Annotated in this window: 17 protein-coding genes, 5 tRNA genes and 1 other RNA gene; 2 read left to right on the forward strand and 21 right to left on the reverse strand. The window is 51.1% G+C overall.

All coding sequences use genetic code 11. From position 1 onward, the window contains the following. Positions 1–47: 47 nt before the first annotated feature. Positions 48–3,065, reverse strand: a complete 3,018-nt coding sequence (locus tag SK32_RS09225) for an autotransporter outer membrane beta-barrel domain-containing protein (protein ID WP_048212234.1) — start codon at positions 3,063–3,065, stop codon at positions 48–50. 200 nt (positions 3,066–3,265) lie between these two features. Then, entirely contained in the window at positions 3,266–4,318 is a 1,053-nt protein-coding gene (gene aroG, locus SK32_RS09230) for a 3-deoxy-7-phosphoheptulonate synthase AroG (RefSeq protein WP_048212235.1), read from the reverse strand. A 375-nt stretch (positions 4,319–4,693) separates the two neighbouring features. Between aroG and zitB the strand changes: the two genes are divergently transcribed. Further along, positions 4,694–5,638, forward strand: a complete 945-nt coding sequence (gene zitB / locus SK32_RS09240) for a CDF family zinc transporter ZitB (protein ID WP_048212237.1) — start codon at positions 4,694–4,696, stop codon at positions 5,636–5,638. Between the two features lie 31 nt (positions 5,639–5,669). Further along, a protein-coding gene (locus SK32_RS25705) for an IS3 family transposase (protein WP_148735742.1) occupies positions 5,670–6,883 on the forward strand; the annotation gives its coding sequence in 2 pieces (ribosomal slippage) (positions 5,670–5,964 and positions 5,964–6,883; 1,215 coding nt in all). Here the strand turns inward: SK32_RS25705 and pnuC are convergent. From pnuC to cydA, 19 genes are all read right to left on the reverse strand, one after another. Beyond that, positions 6,876–7,589: a nicotinamide riboside transporter PnuC gene (gene pnuC, locus SK32_RS09255; RefSeq protein WP_048212238.1), complete on the reverse strand. Its 714-nt coding sequence runs from the start codon at positions 7,587–7,589 to the stop codon at positions 6,876–6,878. The genes SK32_RS25705 and pnuC overlap by 8 nt on opposite strands. Positions 7,590–7,615: 26 nt before the next feature. Next, positions 7,616–8,659: a quinolinate synthase NadA gene (gene nadA / locus SK32_RS09260; protein ID WP_048212239.1), complete on the reverse strand. Its 1,044-nt coding sequence runs from the start codon at positions 8,657–8,659 to the stop codon at positions 7,616–7,618. Between the two features lie 281 nt (positions 8,660–8,940). Beyond that, positions 8,941–9,073: non-coding RNA, RtT sRNA (locus SK32_RS24590), on the reverse strand. 22 nt (positions 9,074–9,095) lie between these two features. Beyond that, a tRNA-Lys gene (locus tag SK32_RS09265) sits at positions 9,096–9,171 on the reverse strand. Between the two features lie 47 nt (positions 9,172–9,218). Then, positions 9,219–9,294, reverse strand: a tRNA-Lys gene (locus SK32_RS09270). Positions 9,295–9,441: 147 nt separating this feature from the next. Further along, a tRNA-Lys gene (locus SK32_RS09275) sits at positions 9,442–9,517 on the reverse strand. Positions 9,518–9,520: 3 nt separating this feature from the next. Next, a tRNA-Val gene (locus tag SK32_RS09280) sits at positions 9,521–9,596 on the reverse strand. A gap of 137 nt (positions 9,597–9,733) precedes the next feature. Beyond that, a tRNA-Lys gene (locus SK32_RS09285) sits at positions 9,734–9,809 on the reverse strand. A 164-nt stretch (positions 9,810–9,973) separates the two neighbouring features. Further along, the gene (cpoB, locus tag SK32_RS09290; RefSeq protein ID WP_048212240.1) at positions 9,974–10,762 is read right to left on the reverse strand and encodes a cell division protein CpoB; all 789 of its coding nucleotides are present in this window, start codon (positions 10,760–10,762) and stop codon (positions 9,974–9,976) included. Between the two features lie 9 nt (positions 10,763–10,771). Further along, entirely contained in the window at positions 10,772–11,290 is a 519-nt protein-coding gene (gene pal / locus SK32_RS09295; RefSeq protein ID WP_003022983.1) for a peptidoglycan-associated lipoprotein Pal, read from the reverse strand. A 34-nt stretch (positions 11,291–11,324) separates the two neighbouring features. Further along, positions 11,325–12,617, reverse strand: a complete 1,293-nt coding sequence (tolB, locus tag SK32_RS09300; protein WP_038638949.1) for a Tol-Pal system beta propeller repeat protein TolB — start codon at positions 12,615–12,617, stop codon at positions 11,325–11,327. Positions 12,618–12,745: 128 nt separating this feature from the next. After that, a complete protein-coding gene (gene tolA / locus SK32_RS09305) occupies positions 12,746–14,002 on the reverse strand; it encodes a cell envelope integrity protein TolA (RefSeq protein ID WP_003022980.1) in 1,257 nt (418 codons plus the stop codon). 64 nt (positions 14,003–14,066) lie between these two features. After that, positions 14,067–14,495, reverse strand: a complete 429-nt coding sequence (gene tolR, locus SK32_RS09310) for a colicin uptake protein TolR (RefSeq protein WP_005125437.1) — start codon at positions 14,493–14,495, stop codon at positions 14,067–14,069. A gap of 3 nt (positions 14,496–14,498) precedes the next feature. Further along, positions 14,499–15,191, reverse strand: coding sequence for a Tol-Pal system protein TolQ (tolQ, locus tag SK32_RS09315; protein WP_003022976.1), 693 nt, complete (start codon positions 15,189–15,191; stop codon positions 14,499–14,501). Continuing rightward, positions 15,188–15,592, reverse strand: coding sequence for a tol-pal system-associated acyl-CoA thioesterase (gene ybgC, locus SK32_RS09320; RefSeq protein WP_005125439.1), 405 nt, complete (start codon positions 15,590–15,592; stop codon positions 15,188–15,190). The genes tolQ and ybgC overlap by 4 nt, the downstream gene beginning before the upstream one ends. 273 nt (positions 15,593–15,865) lie before the next feature. Beyond that, positions 15,866–16,159 carry a cyd operon protein YbgE gene (ybgE, locus tag SK32_RS09325; RefSeq protein WP_048212241.1) on the reverse strand — a complete coding sequence of 98 codons (294 nt, stop codon included), beginning with the start codon at positions 16,157–16,159 and terminating at the stop codon, positions 15,866–15,868. After that, positions 16,159–16,272 carry a cytochrome bd-I oxidase subunit CydX gene (gene cydX / locus SK32_RS24595; protein ID WP_003022970.1) on the reverse strand — a complete coding sequence of 38 codons (114 nt, stop codon included), beginning with the start codon at positions 16,270–16,272 and terminating at the stop codon, positions 16,159–16,161. The genes ybgE and cydX overlap by 1 nt, the downstream gene beginning before the upstream one ends. A 14-nt stretch (positions 16,273–16,286) precedes the next feature. Then, the gene (gene cydB, locus SK32_RS09330) at positions 16,287–17,426 is read right to left on the reverse strand and encodes a cytochrome d ubiquinol oxidase subunit II (protein ID WP_005125441.1); all 1,140 of its coding nucleotides are present in this window, start codon (positions 17,424–17,426) and stop codon (positions 16,287–16,289) included. 15 nt (positions 17,427–17,441) lie between these two features. Then, on the reverse strand, positions 17,442–19,010 hold the full coding sequence (cydA, locus tag SK32_RS09335; protein WP_005125442.1) for a cytochrome ubiquinol oxidase subunit I: 1,569 nt from the start codon (positions 19,008–19,010) through the stop codon (positions 17,442–17,444). Positions 19,011–19,543: the final 533 nt, after the last annotated feature.

Genomic DNA, 19,543 nt, shown 5'->3' on the forward strand with positions numbered 1-19,543 from the left:
CCTACAAGCTTACTTGTAGGCCTGATTACTCTGTTTTTTATGTCACTTTACCAGCTGTAACGGACGTCCAGGCTACCGTTGAGATCGCCATAATCATTACGTCCCTTTTGCCCAGCAACCTGACCCGTGATGCTCCACTGGCTATTCAGATTCGCCTGAATACCTACTTTCACCTCGGCGCGATCTGCCGGAAGATCCTGCTTCACCTGCGCGCCATCAAACGAAACGGCAACATCATCGCTGGTGTGTAACCAGTTCACCTCCGCAAACGGCTGGATAACCGATGTGGTATTCTTGTGCAGCTTGCCATCTACCCGCAGTCCGAGGCGCGTGTTCCAGCTGTCACCGTTTTGTCCATCAATACGCGTTCCATTCTGCACAACCGCGTCCGCTTTATATTGTTGCCATGTCACCTGAGCCTGTGGCGTCAGGCTGACAGTGTTCAGGTTTTCAAGTCCGATGTCATACCGATAGCCCGTTTCCAGAGAAACAGCGCTGGCTGTCGAATCATAATCCTTTGAACCCACGTCGCCGTTATTTACGCTGTTATTGTAGAGGCCGTACTGGTACCAGCTATCCACATACAGCCCGCTATGGTCCTTCGCATCCGCAAACCAGGTGGCATAAGCCCCAAGATTGTAACCGGCTACGTTACCACTGGCAGAGAACTGGCTCCCATCCGCCCCTCGGTTACCGGTGCTGTCCGTATCGGCGTTGATATAGCTCACCATCAGCCCTGCTTTCAGGCTCTGCACGCTATCATCCCAGCTCAGTATATCGCCGCCAATCTGGAGCTGAGAATAGTTGTTGTCAATATCCACATGACCGTTTGCAGCCTGTGACGATGCATCACCTGCTTTAAAGCGCATCCACATACTGCCGTCATCGGTACGTAACTGGCTGCCTTCGCGGTCATAAAGGGTCTGCATTTGCAGATTACGCGCCATCCACTGGTTGCCGAGATAGGCGCCGATATCAGCGCGATACTGAGGGTCCACAGGGACGGCATTGCCACCGTCATCCGGATTAACCGGAGTGACATCGCCACCATCGTCAGGATTAACCGGGGTAACGGTCTGCGAGTGCAAATACCAGTCACCACCGTCCTGATACAAGCGGTATTCATACAATCCGACCTGAACCTGGTTGCCCTGGGTGAAGACGCCGTCAGACTGACCGCCGACATCTATCACCTCGATCCCCTGCGTGGTGAGGGCTCCGTCCCCGCCAGTATTAGTAACAAAGACAGTGGTCGTGCCTGCGGTATCGCCGGAAATGAGGAGCTTATCCGTCGGGGAGGCATCATCCCCCAGCTGTGTATTAAGGGAGAGCGTGCCATTATTACCGGTGTAATTGCCGTTAATTGTGAGGGTGTGACCGGTCTCATTGCTCTGACTGATGGCGATGTTGCCAGCATTCGAGACATCATCATTGATAACGCCGGAACCACCGAGGGTTGCCCCTGCAGCGACGCTGACAGAGCCGGAAGGTAGGTAGCCCATTAACTGCGAAGATGAGCCAGATACTGTGGGGACGCCGATAACGGCAGAATCAGCGAGCCAGAGGGTGCCTTCGTCGACAAGCGTGTCACCAGCGTAAGTGTTGTTACCGGTAAGCAGCAACGTACCCTGCCCGGTTTTTTGCAGGGACCCAATGCCCTGAATAGTGTTGCTCTCGGTACGGGAGGCTCCCGCGTCGAGGTCATAATCCAGGATCCCATTGTTGGTAATAACACCGGTTACGGCATTAACGATGGCGCCGGTTTTAATCAGCGTGGTGCCTTCAAGGATGGCATCACCTGATTCCAGCCAGAGCGTACCGCCGCTGTTGACGGTGGCATTGATGGCTGTCCCTTCCCCCGGTACCGGATTACCGTCAAGCACGTCACATCCACCATTCCCACCACAGACCTTCAGCGTTCCACCATCGTTTACCGTTGAACTTTCGGCAAGACCACCACCATAAACTATCTGCTTACCACCGTCATTAATGGTCGCATTAATAGACTCACCCGAATTAATCCATTCAGATCCCCAAGCGTTAATGACAGAATCCTCGGCTATTCCTGTTTTTTTAATTATATTCATTGCACCTGAGCTAATTGTCGTATGTTTTGCTATGCCCGTAACAGATTGGGTGCTATCGACCCCACTCAAAACAGTATCAATTGATATCCCGTCTTTTTTAACAGTCAATAAACCGCCACCCGTTATCCATACATTTTTCGCAGTATTGTCTGTAATATCAAATGCACCGCCTTCTTCATGGGTACCGGTAACGCTGGCGTCCGTTGATACATCCATATTCGCGTCAGAAAATAACTCGACGTCATTGACTATAGCGTCATCCGCTATATAGATAGAACCATCTTTAACCGTTACCCCTTCAGCTTCAGCCCCACCATCTATTCCAAGATAACCTGAATTAACCGTAATATCTGTTGCGGTAGAGCCATCATATACATAAAAAGAGGAATCATAGGTATTCAATATAATATTGTTAGCTAAGCCATTCGCAATACTGAATGTTGTCCCATCCCCATTCATACCTGAAACCGTTGCAGAAGTACTAGACTGAAATGAGGTATTTTCTGCTAATACTACATTTGTTGCTATTGCCGATCCGTTTGTATAAAAACGCCCGCCATCCGTAAAGGTAATATCAGTTGCCGTCCCTCCGTCATTTACAGAAACAGTTCCGCCATTACTCGTAATATTAGTAATACCCCCCCCATTCCAGACCGATATCCACCCGTCGAGAGTAACGGTCGCACCTGAAGATTGCCCAAAAACCTCCTGGCGTCCTCCCTCTATCGCGGTATCTGATGCGTTGCCATAAACTCTCTGAATATCACCCTGATTAAGAGTTTCACCGGTAACGGACTCACCGACCGCAACAGTCGGGGTGTAATCCGCCATCGCCGGACCAGAGAGTAACCCCAGCAGCGTGGCGATGCCTGCCGCCCTGGCCTGGCTTTTTATCTGACTGTCACCCTGTGCAAATTCAGAAGCCACGACATACATATTACGCGCGGTATTCCAGACGATGTTAAAGTTTTTATTCATATTCATCCCTCTATATTTATAAAAATCCCGGGGATATGATAACCCTGGATTTAATATATTTATTACAGGAATGATAAAATTAGGAATATATTTATATTCACCTTAGAAATATATTGAGTATATAAAATAAAATGAGCTTATTAATATTAATTAAAAAAACCGGCCTGATTCGCCGGTTTTAATAAGGGAGGAAGATAACTTTAACCGCGACGCGCCTTGACCGCATCCGCCAGCTGGCGCAGCACTGCATCGGTGTCTTCCCAACCAATGCAGGCATCAGTAATGCTTTTGCCGTAGGTCAGCGGCTCACCGCTATCCGGGTTCTGATTACCCTCGACCAGATGGCTTTCGATCATCACGCCAATAATCGCTTTTTCGCCGCCAGCGACTTGTCCACAAACGTCTTTCGCAACATCCATCTGCTTTTTGAACTGCTTGCTGGAGTTGGCATGGCTAAAGTCGATCATCACTTGCGCAGAGAGCCCTGCTTTAGTCAGACCTTCTTTCACGTCGGCAACGTGCTGAGCGCTGTAGTTCGGCTCTTTGCCGCCGCGCAGAATAATATGGCAATCGCCATTACCGCTGGTATTTACGATCGCCGAATGACCCCATTTGGTCACAGACAGGAAGCAGTGTGGCGCCCCTGCGGCGTTGATCGCATCAATCGCAACTTTGATCGTGCCATCGGTACCGTTTTTAAAACCAACCGGGCAAGACAGACCGGAGGCCAGCTCGCGGTGTACTTGAGACTCAGTGGTACGTGCCCCAATCGCGCCCCAACTCATCAGGTCGGCGAGGTATTGCGGCGTGATCATGTCGAGGAATTCACCCGCAGCCGGCAATCCGCTGTCGTTGATATCCAGCAGCAGCTTACGTGCAATGCGCAGGCCATCGTTGATCTGGAAGCTGTTGTCCATGTGCGGATCGTTGATCAGCCCCTTCCAGCCAACGGTGGTACGCGGCTTTTCAAAATAGACGCGCATGACGATTTCAAGCTCGTCTTTTAGCTCTTCACGCAGCGCTAACAAGCGAGCGGCATATTCTTTGGCGGCTGCCGGATCATGAATCGAACACGGCCCAATCACCACTAACAGGCGATCGTCGCTCCCTTTCAGAATTTTATGAATCGCCTTACGGGCGTGCGCCACCGTGTTTGCGGCATTTTCAGTAGCGGGGAATTTTTCCAGCAGTGCGACTGGCGGTAATAACTCGTTGATCTCTTTGATGCGTAAATCGTCGTTCTGATAATTCATGATTATTCCAGCGTTGCCATACTTATATAAATGAATGCAATCCCTCCAATCTATATCTTCAGTCATAAAGTGTAAACGGGGTTTTACAGTACGAACCGTGTTATCCCGGGATTACGCAAAAAAACGCAAGAATGTAGCGAATAATGAGATCCAAACCGCAAATTCCAACTGTAATTGCGGATTTTATTATTATTTTCAAAATTCTGTGCTGGCTATCGATGCACATTGTGGATTTTTACCCACTGTACTGTAAGGCAATGCCCAATATTTACGTGGCTGATAACGGGAGAATAGAAGCTCTCCTTTTTAATTTTATCCCCCCAAAAACGGTATGATGTCATACAGTAAAGGTGAGAATAACAAAGGGATGGCACAATGGCGCACTCACATACTCATACTTCCCCTGACCAGCCAAAGGATAATAACGCCCGTCGACTGCTGTTCGCCTTCTGCATTACAGCGGGGTTCATGCTGGTTGAAGTGGTGGGAGGGATACTCTCCGGCTCGCTGGCCTTGCTGGCTGACGCCGGGCATATGCTTACGGATGCAGCAGCACTGCTTTTCGCGCTGCTGGCCGTCCAGTTTTCCCGTCGCCCGCCTACAATACGCCACACTTTCGGCTGGCTGAGGCTCACGACGCTGGCTGCATTCGTTAATGCCATCGCATTGGTCGTTATCACCATTTTAATCGTCTGGGAGGCGATTGAGCGCTTCCAGACACCTCGTCCCGTGGCGGGCGGCATGATGATGGTTATTGCTGTCGCGGGTTTACTGGCCAATGTGCTTGCTTTTTGGGTTTTACATCGCGGCAGTGAAGAGAAAAACCTCAACGTCCGCGCCGCAGCGTTGCATGTAATGGGGGATTTACTCGGCTCGGTCGGGGCGATCATCGCTGCGCTGATTATTATCTGGACGGGCTGGACCCCTGCGGACCCTATTCTCTCTATTCTGGTTTCCGTACTGGTGCTGCGCAGTGCCTGGCGATTGTTAAAAGATAGCGTCAATGAATTGCTGGAGGGCGCACCTCATGCGCTGGATATCGCCGCCCTACAGCGACATCTCAGCCGGGATATTCCCGAAGTTCGCAATGTGCACCATGTCCACGTCTGGATGGTGGGTGAAAAGCCGGTCATGACGCTGCATGTGCAGGTGATCCCGCCGCACGATCATGATGCCCTGCTGGAACGTATTCAGCATTTCCTTATCCATCACTACCAGATTGAACACGCGACGATCCAGATGGAGTATCAGCCATGCAATGGGCCGGACTGCCACCTGTATCAGGGCGTGTCCGGCCATTCACATCATCACCATTTGTAGTGGCACAGTAAATTTGGCCACCTGATTAAAGGTGATATTCTCACCACAACATAAAACAGGTGACTTAATGAACAAGAAAACTAAACGTACTTTCACCCCTGAGTTCAGGCTGGAATGTGCACAGCTGATTGTTGATAAAGGCTACTCATATCGACAAGCCAGTGAAGCAATGAATGTTGGTTCTACCACGCTTGAGTCCTGGGTACGCCAGCTCAGACGAGAGCGCCAGGGGATTACGCCCACTGCCACGCCCATTACTCCAGACCAGCAACGTATCCGCGAGCTGGAAAAGCAGGTTCGCCGTCTGGAGGAACAAAATACGATATTAAAAAAGGCTACTGCGCTCTTGATGTCCGACTCGCTGAACGGTTCACGATAGTTGCCAGACTGAGTGACAGCCACACGGTTGTCAGCCTGTGCTCCGCGCTGGAAATACACCGCAGCAGTTACCGGTACTGGCGAAAACGACGCGATATGGTTAATCCGGTACACGTCAGGTTGTGCAGCGAAATACGTCGGGCGTGGAACCAGAGTCGGGGCTCTGCGGGGGCACGCACTCTGGCTGACATGCTGACCCAAAACGGCGTCGCGATGAGCCGTTACCGTGCCGGACGTCTGATGAAATATCTGAACCTGAGCAGTTATCAGCCCGGAAAACATCAGTACAAAAATGCCCGTCAGGAGCATACCTGCCTGCCGAATCTGCTCGAGCGTCAGTTCGCTGTGCCCGAACCAGACCGGGTGTGGTGCGGAGACATTACGTATCTCTGGGCAGGAAATCGCTGGTGCTATCTGGCGGTCGTCATGGATCTTTTTGCCCGCAGGGTTGTCGGCTGGAGTCTGTCAGTACATGCCGATACCGCACTGATAAGCAGTGCCCTGCGGATGGCCTATGAAACGCGTGGTCAACCGCGTGATGTCATGTTCCATAGCGACCAGGGAAGCCAATATACAGGTCTGAAATATCAGCAACTTCTCTGGCGTTACAGAATAAAACAAAGCGTCAGTCGACGGGGAAACTGCTGGGATAACAGTCCAATGGAACGCTTCTTCCGCAGTCTGAAAACAGAATGGGTGCCAGCACATGGTTATGCAGGCAAGGACGAGGCCCGGCAGCAAATTAATGATTACATACTGAACTACTACAACAGCGTCAGACCTCACCATTATAACGGTGGACTGACGCCGGAAGAGTCTGAGAACAGATACCATTTTTACTGTAAAACTGTGGCCAGTATTACTTGACCACTACACCTCGTTCACGCGCGCTGTTAATCCACATCCTGCTCCCGTTGAGGGCGATAACCGTCAGGATCATGTATTCCAGCGACATGGCATACACCCCTTGCAGGGCAAAGATCACCACGCTGATTACGTTGATGATTACCCACAGCAGCCAGTTTTCAACGTATTTGCGCGTCATCAGGATCATCGCCACAATCGATAGCACCATCATGCAGGAATCCCAGAACGGGAACGCATCGGGTTGCAACTCAGGCACAACAACCTGTAATCCTAATGCCTGCATAATGTTCACCGCAATGCGAGTCAGGAACGCAAACACCGGATCGATATAGACCGACATCAGGCCGATCGCTACCACGCAGGCCGCCAGCCAGCCCAGCGCTTTTGGTAACGGTAGCCAGCGAATTTTAAGTTCCGCTTCATGCTGGCTGGTTTGCCGGGACCAGGCGTACCAGCCGTAGATGTTGGCGGCAAAGAAAAAGACTTGCAGCAACAGGCTGGCATAAAGCTGGATCTGAAAGAAGATAATCGCAAACAGCGTGACGTTTATCAGGCCGAAGAAGTAATTGCTTATTTTCTCAAGGCTCGCCAGGCCAATACACAGCAACCCGGCGATCGTCCCCACAGCTTCGATCCACGACAGATCGTAACCGCCCGCGCCAATCGGAATATGTACCAGAATGTTCTGCGTGCTAAAAAAGTCCATCTTTTCCCCCAGAGCAAAAAAATTAATTAAGCTCGAAGTGTAGCCGCAAATTCCAACATGCGGTTTAACGGCAACAACGCCCCTTCTCGCAGCGCAGCATCAACATGTATCTCATGAGCCGCTCCGCCTTGTTCCAGGCCCTCAGCAATCGCCTTGAGGCCGTTCATCGCCATCCACGGACAATGCGCACAGCTGCGACAGGTTGCCCCCTCGCCAGCCGTCGGCGCTTCAAGCAATTCTTTATCCGGAACGGCCTGCTGCATTTTGTAAAAAATGCCCCGGTCAGTCGCCACAATCAGCTGCTTATGCGGTAACGATTTAGCTGCGGTGATGAGCTGGCTGGTTGAGCCAACCGCATCGGCCATATCAACGATAGACTGAGGGGACTCTGGGTGCACCAATATTGCGGCATCAGGGTAAAGCGCTTTCATACGCGATAAAGCCTGGGTTTTAAATTCGTCGTGAACAATACAGGCTCCCTGCCAACAGAGCACATCTGCGCCGGTCTGTTTTTGCACGTAGTTGCCCAGATGTCTGTCCGGGGCCCAGATGATTTTTTCACCTAAACTATCAAGGTGCTCAATAAGTTCTACCGCGATACTGGACGTGACAACCCAATCCGCACGTGCTTTTACGGCGGCTGAGGTATTGGCATAGACCACCACGGTGCGGTCCGGATGCGCGTCGCAAAATGCGCTGAACGCATCAATCGGACAGCCCAGATCTAATGAACATTCCGCCTGTAAGGTCGGCATCAGGATAGTCTTTTCCGGGCTGAGAATTTTGGCGGTTTCTCCCATAAACCTTACGCCCGCAACCAGCAGCGTAGAGGCAGAATGTTTTGCACCAAACCGCGCCATCTCCAGCGAATCTGAGATACAGCCACCGGTCTCTTCGGCCAACTGCTGAATTTCAGGGTCGGTGTAATAGTGCGCGACCATGACGGCATCACGCTCTTTCAGCAGACGTTTAATTTTCTCTCGATAAAATTGCTTTTCATCCGCACTCAGCAGCGCTGGCTTCGGCGGAAACGGATAAATTGCTGCTTCTGGATCAAACATCACGCTCATCTTGCTTTCTCGTTTTACTGGCTTAACGAAATAACCGATTAAAAGCGTGACGCACGCCATATTCGGTTAGAATTGTTTTGTATGCTAAACAAGATAGCGGATTGGTGTAGAAAAGTCACAAGAATTGCGTGTGATGCATGCCGAATGGCGACTGACGTCTTATCCGGCCTACATGAGTCGTGTCGTCTGTAGGGCTGATAAGCGAAACACATCCGGCAAGCAGGTTCGAATCTTATAAATCGCAGATAGCAAAAAAGCGCCTTTAGGGCGCTTTTTTACACTGGTGGGGCGTGCAGGATGACTCGCTTCGCTCGCCCTTCGGGCCGCCGCCGTAAACGGCTCCGTTGTCTCACTACGTTCGACTCGGACCTGCTGCAGGTTCGAATCAAAAATCCTGCGCATAGCAAAAAGGCGCCTTTAGGGCGCCTTTTTACACTGGTGGGGCGTGCAGGATTCGAACCTGCGACCAATTGATTAAAAGTCAACTGCTCTACCAACTGAGCTAACGCCCCCATATGGGGTTTACTGCTTTACTCTTTTCAGGAACCCACCACAATATTGGTGGGGCGTGCAGGATTCGAACCTGCGACCAATTGATTAAAAGTCAACTGCTCTACCAACTGAGCTAACGCCCCATTTGGGTGTTGCCTGAAAATTTTTTACTCGGAACCACCAAAATAGTGGTGGGGCGTGCAGGATGACTCGACTTCGTCTCGCCCTGACGGGCCGTTGCTAACGCAACGTTATCCTTCACGTTTAACACCTGAGTACGATGTTAAAGTTGGTGGGGCGTGCAGGATTCGAACCTGCGACCAATTGATTAAAAGTCAACTGCTCTACCAACTGAGCTAACGCCCCGAGTGGTGGGTGATGACGGGATCGAACCGCCGACCCCCTCCTTGTAAGGGAGGTGCTCTCCCAGCTGAGCTAATCACCCGATACTACGCTGGATACTACTTACTAACTGAGTTAGTGGTGGGTCGTGCAGGATGACTCGACTTCGTCTCGCCCTACGGGCCGTTGCTTACGCAACGTTATCCTTCACGTTTTACAATCGCGTTCCACCTTAGCGATTGGTGGGTCGTGCAGGATTCGAACCTGCGACCAATTGATTAAAAGTCAACTGCTCTACCAACTGAGCTAACGACCCACTTTTGCGCTGCTTTTGGTTTGTTTGATATCCCTTGGCAACGGCGGCATATATTACTGATTTCAGATTTTAGCGCAACAAAAATTTCGATGTAAATTACTCAACTGCTTAGGAATCACACGACGCGACCAGAAATAACACGATTTCTGGTCGCATGGTGTGCATTACATCGCGCCAAGGCGTTTTTGCGCTTGTTTCGCGCCATCAGTACCAGGGTATTTAGTGATAACCTGCTGATAAACCGCTTTCGCTTTTGCTGTGTCACCCTTGTCCTGCATGATGACGCCGACTTTGTACATCGCGTCTGCAGCCTTCGGTGATTTCGGGAAGTTTTTAACTACGGATGCAAAATAGAACGCTGCATCATCTTTTTTACCCTTGTTGTAATTCAACTGACCGAGCCAGTAATTCGCATTGGGCAGGTAAGTAGAATCCGGGTACTTTTTGATGAAGTTCTGAAATGCAACGATCGCATCATCCTGACGGGATTTATCCTGCACCAGGGCGATTGCCGCATTGTAATCAGTATTCGCATCGCCAGTTTGCGCCGGTGCGCCTGACGAAGCTGCAGCACCCGCATCGGGTGCCGGGGTTGCCGCCCCACTCTGATCGCCAGCCGCAGATTGCGCCGCAGGCGCGCTACCGCTGCCAAGATTATTCATCTGCAGCAATATCTGTTTTTGGCGTTCAACAACCTGATTCAGCTGATACTGACTTTCCTGAATTTGACCACGCAGGGCATCAATATCGGACTGATTATCGGAGAGTTGTTGCTGGAGTTGGGTTAAAAGCTGACTGTGAGCGTTAGAAATACGCTCGAGTTGAGTGACGCGGTCTTCGACCGAGCCAGAGCCGACACTACTGATTGGCGCCTGAGCAAAAGCGGCCCAGGGGGCCGCTATGCCAACCAGTAACGACAGACTCAACAGGTGATGTCTGAAGTTACTGCTCATGCAATTCTCTTAGTAAACCAGTACGGCGCGACGGTTTTTGGCGTAAGCCGCTTCGTCATGACCCAGTACTGCAGGTTTTTCTTTACCGTAAGAAACGATGGAGATCTGGTCAGCAGAAACGCCTTTACCCTGCAGGTACATCTTAACGGCGTTAGCACGACGTTCACCCAGGGAGATGTTGTACTCAGGCGTACCACGTTCGTCCGCATGACCTTCTACGGTGACTTTGTAAGACGGGTTGCTACGCAGGAAGTTAGCGTGCGCATCCAGCATTGCAGCGAAGTCAGAACGGATATCGTACTTATCCAGATCGAAATAAACGATGTTGTTCTGCTGCAGCTGTTGCATCTGCAGACGCGCTTGCTCTTCGGAGGACATGTTGCCGCTACCGTTTGCATCCATACCAGTGCCGGCACCCAGCATGCCTTCGCTGCCATCATTGCTGGCGTTCTTGTTAGAAGAACATGCCGCAATAGCCATAACAGGCAGAGCAATCATCAGCCCTTTCAGCACTTTGTTCAGTTGCATTTCAATGATTCCTTTATTAATCAATTATTTATTATCACAGATACGGCGACCAGGCAGGGAATTTAACCTGACCATCAGTTGCCGGAAGACGCGCTTTGAAACGCCCATCTGTAGAAACCAAATTCAGCACGGATCCCATCCCCTGAGAAGAGCTGTAGATTACCATAGTGCCGTTAGGTGCCAGACTTGGCGTTTCGTCCAGGAACGTTGACGACAGAACTTGTACGCCACCCGCTACCAGATCTTGTTTGGCAATGTGCTGCTGACCATTAGCCGAGCTTACCATTACCATAAACTTACCGTCGCTGCTGACATCAGCATCCTGGTTTTGTGAACCTTCCCAGGTAATACGCTGCGGAGCACCGCCGTTGACGTTAACTTTATACACCTGCGGACGACCGGCCTGGTCAGACGTAAAGGCCAGGTTTTGGCTGTCCGGGAACCAGGTAGGTTCCGTGTTGTTGCTACGACCATCAGTGACCTGACGGATCTGACCAGAACCGATGTCCATGACATACAGATTCAGGCTACCGGTTTTAGACAGGGCAAACGCCAGTTTGCTGCCATCCGGAGAAAACGCAGGTGCACCGTTGTGACGCGGGAACGAGGCAACCTGACGCACTGCGCCGTTGGACAACGTCTGAATAACCAGCGCTGAACGACCGCTTTCGAAGGTAACGTAGGCCAGTTTAGAACCGTCCGGAGACCACGCCGGAGACATCAGCGGCTGCGGAGAGCGGTGAACGACAAACTGGTTGTAACCATCGTAGTCAGACACACGTAATTCGTACGGGAACTGACCACCGTTCGTCTGAACAACATACGCGATACGAGTACGGAATGCGCCCTTAATACCAGTCAGTTTTTCAAAAACTTCGTCACTTGCGGTATGGCCCGCATAACGCAGCCACTGCTTGTTCACTTTATATGTGTTCTGTGCCAGTACGGTACCTGGTGCGCCACCGGTATCAACCAGTTGATATGCAACGCTATAGGAACCATCCGGGTTTGGCGTAACCTGGCCAACCACTACGGCATCAATACCCAGGGCAGACCATGCAGCAGGCTGAACTTCAGCCGCAGTCCCCGGCTGCTGCGGCAGGCGAGAACGGTCTAATGGGTTAAATTTACCGCTGTTACGCAGGTCAGCACCTACGATACCACCGATATCTTCAGGTGCGGCGCCCGGCCCTGCCCACTGGAACGGGACAACACCAATCGGGCGTGCCGAGTCCACCCCTTGGGTGATCTCGATACGTACTTCTGCATGCAGCACTGCTGCCCACAGCATCAGAAAACCAAATGCTACTCGTAATGCCTGCTTCATCATATCTCCCTTATCTGGACGGAACGCCCACGATAATTTAGCAGAATGTTAACAAACTCAAATACACAAAACTACCAGAACTCTGTCTCAACCTTAGACTGTTTCCCCCGATTCCTCAGGGGTCGTTATTACAGTTTAAAGTCCAGTTTGGCATCTTTTACTTTTTCATAAACAGCCTGGCTAGGCGGCTTAGGAATTCTGGCTGTTTTCGCAGCCGTCAGCGCAGCCTGGCACAATGCCGGATCCCCGCCCTCTTCGGTCACATCCAGTAGCAGACCATCAGGCGCTAACTTGATATGTAATACGCAGGATTTACCCGCATACAAATCGGCGCCATACAGACGACTCTGAATCGCATTACGAATTTGAGATGCGTAAGCACTGATATCAGCGCCAGATGCACCGCCATTTGCACCACTTGTACCACTATCTTTCGCCGGTTGGCCGTTTCCTTTCGCTCCACCGCCCGATTTCGGTGCATTCTTACCGGAGCTTAAGTCACCTAATAAGTCGTCAACACCCGAAGCGGCAGCGGCTTTTTCGGCAGCGGCTTTTTTCGCAGCAGCGGCTTTATCTGCCGCAGCTTTCTTATCGGCAGCAGCTTTCTCGGCTGCAGCCTTTTTATCTGCTGCAGCTTTTTCAGCAGCAGCTTTCTTGTCAGCGGCAGCCTTTTCAGCAGCGGCAGCTTTCGCGGCGGCGGCTTTTTCTGCTTTCTCAGCGGCAGCTTTCTCGGCTGCTGCTTGCTTAGCGGCTTCAGCTTGAGCTTTCTTCGCAGCGTCCGCGGCTGCCTTAGCAGCTTGTGCTTCGGCAACCTTCTTAGCATCGGCAGCCGCTTTTGCAGCTTCCGCCTCAGCTTTCTTCTGTGCATCAGCAGCGGCTTTCTTCGCGGCATCTGCCGCTTGTTTCGCCTGAGCATCTGCTTTAGCTTTCGCATCTGCAGCAGCCTTCGCCGCAGCCTCTTCAGCCTGCTTCTGTTGCTCCTGTGCTTTCGCCGCAGCGGCTTCAGCCTGTTTCTGCTGTTCCGCCTGCTCGCGCACTTTTTCCTGCGCCGCTAAACGTTCTTTCTCCAGCTGTTTCAGACGCTCTTGCTCTGCCGCCTGCTTCTCACGAAGCTCCTCGGCCTGCTGCTGCGCCTGTTTCTCACGCTGTTCTTCTGCACGTTTCGCACTTGCCTGCTGTTGTTGCTGCCTGTCGTACTGTTGAACAACAGCACCAGGATCGACCATAACGGCGTCGATGGACGAACCGCCACCGCCGCCGGCTGAAGCATCAATGTGCTCATCGAACGAACTCCAGATCAGCGCTGCAAATAAAATGACATGCAGCACCGCTGAAATAATTATCGCCCTTTTGAGCTTGTCGTTTTGTTCGGTTGCCTTTGACACTCTCGGTTCCCAAAAAACTGTTCGCCTGTTACGCGCTATCTTTCAAGCCAGCAATACGCAGTCATCAGATTGGCTGCGTCATCAAGCCAACCGATTTAACGCCTGCACTGTGTAACAAGTTCAGCGCTTTAATTATTTCATCATAAGGCACGTCTTTCGCACCACCGATTAAAAATACCGTTTTCGGATTGGTCTGCAGGCGGCTCTTCGCTTCCGCGATAACCTGCTCCGGCGGCAGCTGATCCATCCTGTCTTTTTCAACCACCACGCTGTATTGCCCAACACCGGAAACTTCAATAATGACCGGTGGCTCGTCGTTACTGCTGACGGCTTGCGATTCAGTCGCATCCGGCAGGTCGACTTCCACACTCTGCGTAATGATCGGCGCGGTTGCCATAAAGATCAGCAACAGCACCAGCAGTACGTCGAGCAACGGTACAATATTGATTTCAGACTTAAGTTCGCGACGACCTCGTCCACGCGTTCTGGCCATGGTTTACCCCTTGTTACTCTCGCTAACGGTAAACGCCTGGCGGTGCAGAATCGCGGTGAACTCTTCCATAAAGTTGTCGTAATTCAGTTCCAGCTTGTTCACGCGCTGATTCAGTCGGTTGTAAGCCATAACCGCCGGAATTGCCGCAAACAGACCGATGGCCGTTGCAATCAACGCTTCCGCGATACCCGGTGCAACCATTTGCAGCGTCGCCTGTTTTACCGCGCCCAGCGCGATAAATGCGTGCATGATCCCCCAAACGGTACCGAACAGACCGATATACGGGCTGATGGAGCCGACAGTGCCGAGGAATGGAATATGCGTTTCCAGCGTTTCCAGTTCACGGTTCATCGAGATACGCATCGCACGGGATGCCCCCTCAACGACCGCTTCCGGCGCATGACTATTCGCCCTATGCAGACGCGCAAATTCTTTGAATCCGCTGTAGAAAATTTGCTCTGAACCCGCCAGATTATCACGACGCCCCTGGCTTTCCTGGTACAGGCGCGACAATTCAATGCCGGACCAGAACTTGTCTTCAAACGCTTCGGCTTCACGTGAAGCAGCATTAAGAATACGGGTCCGCTGGATAATAATGGCCCAGGATGCGATTGAGAAACCAATCAAAATCAACATGATAAGTTTAACCAGAAGGCTTGCCTTCAGGAACAAATCAAGGATATTCATGTCAGTCACTGCTTAAACTCCGCGACAATAGACTTGGGAAGCGCACGAGGCTTCATTTTGAGTGGATCAACGCAAACAATCAGAACTTCGGCTTCATTCAGCACGACGTTCTCTGCGTTGACAATGCGTTGCGTGAAAACCAATGAGGTGCCACGCATTGACGTAATTTCGGTTTGGACTTCGAGCATATCGTCAAGCCGGGCAGGCGCAAAATACTCCAGGGTCATCTTGCGCACCACAAAGGCTACACGTTCGGCCAACAGAACCTGCTGACTAAAGTGATGATGACGCAGCATCTCTGTGCGTGCTCTTTCATAAAAAGCGACGTAGCTGGCGTGATAAACCACCCCACCGGCATCGGTGTCTTCATAATAGACACGAACCGGCCATCGAAAAATATACTTATTCATTCTTACTGCCTCTTTGTTGGCTTCGCCCACTCACACCGGTCGCTTAACGTTGTAAGCGCCTGGTGACTCGCGTTCTTGCCGCCGCGATGCATCAAGAATGTCGTTGTATATCGCGCTGTCTTCACTTTACATCCCGGTAATGCAATTAGGTTAGTGCTTTCAAACTTCGCTACTATACGCGCGGGAATGGTGCTTTGGAATGGGGGAAAGTAAACGGAGAGTAAAAAATTATGGGCTTATGCAAGCCCATAAATATTTAAGGATGTTTCTTATTCAAAAGAAGAAGAAAATCAGACCAACAACGAGGACGATATCTGCGATCAGCGGACAGAAGATGCCCTGCCAGTGTACGGCGCGAGGACGAAAGCCAACGCCGTGAATGATGCCTGCGCAGACCGCCCACATCAGCAGAAAACCATGCCAGATTTCAAGCGTACTGGTTTTGGCCGCGAAACGTGACGGATCCCAGAATATGCAGCCGGCCAACACGATTGCCAGCACAAAGGAAAGCGCCCGCAAGGGGCGCTTGTCCATCGCGTTGTATACCATCGCGATAATGTTGATCATCAACTGTCTTCTTGTCCGGCCTTGCCTGATTCAACGTGCTCAAGCGCCAGCGCTGTGATTATCCCAAATGCACAGGCAAGAAGCGTTCCCAAAATCCATGCGAAATACCACATTTTAAGCTCCTTACTTAGTACAGAGAGTGGGTGTTGCTTTCAATATCTTCTTTGGTGATGCGACCAAACATCTTCCAGTAACACCAGCCGGTGTACAGCAGAATGATCGGTACGAACACACAAGCTACATACGTCATCAGATTCAGCGTCAGCTGACTGGACGTTGCATCCCACATGGTCAGACTCGCATTCATCATGGTGCTGGATGGCATCACAAACGGGAACATCGCGATACCGGCAGTCAGGATGATGCAGGCTAACGTCAGCGAGGAGAAGATGAACGCCCAGGCCCCTTTCTCCATACGGGAAGTCAGAATAGTCAGCAGCGGCAGAACCACGCCCAACGCCGGAACCAGCCACAGAATAGGTGCATTGTTAAAGTTCACCATCCATGCGCCCGCTTCACGCGCCACTTCTTTGGTCATCGGGTTAGAGGCGGCGTGGTGATCCAGTGCGGAAGTCACAACATAACCATCAATACCGTAAATAACCCAAACGCCGGCCAGTGCGAAGCAAACCAGAGTCACCAGCGCCGCAACCTGTGAGGTGGTACGTGCACGCAGGTGTAGTTCGCCTACGGTACGCATCTGCAGATAGGTTGCGCCCTGAGTGATGATCATCCCTACGCTCACAACCCCTGCCAGCAGACCAAACGGATTCAGCAACTGGAAGAAGTTACCGGTGTAGTACAAGCGCATGTACTCATCCATGTGGAACGGAACACCTTGCAGCAGGTTGCCAAACGCAACACCGATAACCAGCGGCGGCACGAAGCTACCGATGAAGATGCCCCAGTCCCACATGTTGCGCCAGCGCATGTCTTCGATCTTGGAGCGGTAATCAAAACCGACCGGACGGAAGAACAAAGACGCCAGTACCAGGATCATCGCCACATAGAAACCGGAGAACGCAGCGGCATACACCATCGGCCAGGCAGCGAACAGTGCGCCACCCGCGGTGATGAGCCAAACCTGGTTACCGTCCCAGTGCGGGGCGATGGAGTTAATCATAATTCGACGCTCGGTATCATTACGACCGAGGAAACGGGTGAGCATGCCCACCCCCATGTCGAAGCCATCAGTGACCGCAAAACCAATCAGCAGAATGCCAACCAGCAGCCACCAGATAAAACGCAATACTTCATAATCGATCATTTGACGACTCCTGTCTTAGCGTGCCGGCTGAGAAGTCACAGTGGACTGCTCGTAGTGATAACGACCGGTTTTCAGGCTACTCGGCCCAAGGCGTGCGAACTTGAACATCAGATACAGTTCAGCCACCAGGAACAGGGTATACAGGCCGCAAATCAACAGCATCGAGAAGATGAGGTCGCCAGCGGTCAGCGAAGAGTTCGCTACGGCTGTTGGTAACACTTCACCAATCGCCCACGGTTGACGACCGTACTCTGCGACAAACCAACCGGATTCAATAGCAATCCACGGCAGCGGAATCGCATACAGCGCGGTGCGCAGCAGCCATTTTTTCTCGCCGATACGATTACGAATCACGGTCCAGAAGGACACAGCAATGATAGCCAGCATCAGGATGCCGCACGCCACCATAATACGGAATGCGAAGTACAGCGGTGCAACACGAGGGATAGAGTCTTTCGTGGCTTGCTGAATTTGCGCTTCGGTCGCGTCGGTGACGTTGTCCGTGTAGCGTTTCAGCAGCAGACCATAGCCCAGATCTTTCTTCATGCTGTTGAACTGGTCGCGAACAGCCTGATCGGTAGAACCTGCACGCAGTTCTTCCAGCAGTTGATACGCTTTCATCCCGTTACGGATACGCTCTTCGTGCTGCACCATCAGATCTTTCAGACCAATGACCGGTGTATCAACGGAGCGGGTAGCGATGATGCCCAGGGCATAAGGAATTTGAATCGCAAAATGGTTTTCCTGCGCATCCTGGTCCGGAATACCGAACAGCGTAAAGGATGCCGGTGCAGGTTGGGTTTCCCACTCGGCTTCAATAGCAGCAAGTTTGGTTTTCTGCACGTCGCCCATTTCGTAACCAGATTCATCACCCAGAACGATAACAGACAGAATGGCAGCCATACCAAAGCTGGCAGCGATAGCAAAAGAACGTTTAGCAAACGCGAAGTCACGGCCGCGCAGCATATAGTAGGAGCTGATACCCAGAACGAACATCGCGCCACAAACATAACCAGAAGCCACAGTGTGAACAAATTTCACCTGAGCAACCGGGTTGAGCACCAGTTCAGAGAAGCTCAGCATCTCCATACGCATGGTTTCAAAGTTGAAATCCGCAGCGATTGGGTTTTGCATCCAGCCGTTCGCAACCAGAATCCACAGTGCGGACAGGTTTGAACCTAAGGCCACCAGCCAGGTGACGCACATATGCTGGACTTTACCCAAACGGTCCCAGCCGAAGAAGAACAGACCTACAAAGGTGGATTCGAGGAAGAAGGCCATCAAACCTTCAATCGCCAGCGGCGCACCGAAAATATCCCCTACATAGTGGGAATAGTAAGACCAGTTAGTCCCGAACTGGAACTCCATGGTCAGACCGGTTGCCACACCCAGAGCGAAGTTGATACCAAACAACTTGCCCCAGAACTTGGTCATATCTTTATAAATCTGTTTGCCGGAAAGGACGTAGACCGTTTCCATGATGGCCAACAAGAACGCCATACCGAGCGTCAGTGGCACAAACAGGAAGTGGTACATCGCGGTCAAGGCAAACTGTAAGCGCGACAGTTCGACTATATCTAACATCATGACTCCTTGCTCATCGCATGAAGACTCCGAGAGTGAACCCCGTTAGAAAGGGTCACACGCATGCCCCAATACAAATTTATTTGCTTCCTTCCCCCGCTGCTCTTTCTTCTCATTTGAAGAAAGGACAATGATGAAAGGTTACAAACATGTTAATAAAACACTCAAATTGATCCCGCAATTATATTACGCCGTAAAATCCTTACAATAAACAGGTTTTTATCGAGGTAAATTTGCATTTTTCGATAGTGATCAATTTATAGCTAATTTATCACCTTCAGACCAATTTGATCTGCAGCAATTTAACCTCATTTGGTGATGTTTACCAAGTTTTAAACATTGATTTAAATCAATTTTCAATTTAAATGTTAATAGTGTTTATCGCTAGCGTGACTAGTGAACGCCATGTTAACGATATGTTTTTCAATGAGTAATTGCCGTTACTACAAATGATAGGATATTTATTTAAATCTACACGATCTTTTAACCAGTCTGGGGGACAAAATTATGGACAGATAAAGAGTCACTATTGC

Origin of the sequence: Citrobacter sp. MGH100 (assembly GCF_001034465.1) — a bacterium.
GTDB classification, from domain to species: domain Bacteria; phylum Pseudomonadota; class Gammaproteobacteria; order Enterobacterales; family Enterobacteriaceae; genus Citrobacter; species Citrobacter youngae.

Coding starts and splice junctions, on each gene's coding strand:
- cydA (WP_005125442.1), bottom strand. CDS start 19,010: ATGTTAGATATAGTCGAACTGTCGCGCTTACAGTTTGCCTTGACCGCG.
- ybgC (WP_005125439.1), bottom strand. CDS start 15,592: ATGAATAAGTATATTTTTCGATGGCCGGTTCGTGTCTATTATGAAGAC.
- SK32_RS09225 (WP_048212234.1), bottom strand. CDS start 3,065: ATGAATAAAAACTTTAACATCGTCTGGAATACCGCGCGTAATATGTAT.
- pnuC (WP_048212238.1), bottom strand. CDS start 7,589: ATGGACTTTTTTAGCACGCAGAACATTCTGGTACATATTCCGATTGGC.
- tolR (WP_005125437.1), bottom strand. CDS start 14,495: ATGGCCAGAACGCGTGGACGAGGTCGTCGCGAACTTAAGTCTGAAATC.
- pal (WP_003022983.1), bottom strand. CDS start 11,290: ATGCAACTGAACAAAGTGCTGAAAGGGCTGATGATTGCTCTGCCTGTT.
- cpoB (WP_048212240.1), bottom strand. CDS start 10,762: ATGAGCAGTAACTTCAGACATCACCTGTTGAGTCTGTCGTTACTGGTT.
- aroG (WP_048212235.1), bottom strand. CDS start 4,318: ATGAATTATCAGAACGACGATTTACGCATCAAAGAGATCAACGAGTTA.
- cydB (WP_005125441.1), bottom strand. CDS start 17,426: ATGATCGATTATGAAGTATTGCGTTTTATCTGGTGGCTGCTGGTTGGC.
- ybgE (WP_048212241.1), bottom strand. CDS start 16,159: ATGATCAACATTATCGCGATGGTATACAACGCGATGGACAAGCGCCCC.
- cydX (WP_003022970.1), bottom strand. CDS start 16,272: ATGTGGTATTTCGCATGGATTTTGGGAACGCTTCTTGCCTGTGCATTT.
- nadA (WP_048212239.1), bottom strand. CDS start 8,659: ATGAGCGTGATGTTTGATCCAGAAGCAGCAATTTATCCGTTTCCGCCG.
- tolB (WP_038638949.1), bottom strand. CDS start 12,617: ATGAAGCAGGCATTACGAGTAGCATTTGGTTTTCTGATGCTGTGGGCA.
- zitB (WP_048212237.1), top strand. CDS start 4,694: ATGGCGCACTCACATACTCATACTTCCCCTGACCAGCCAAAGGATAAT.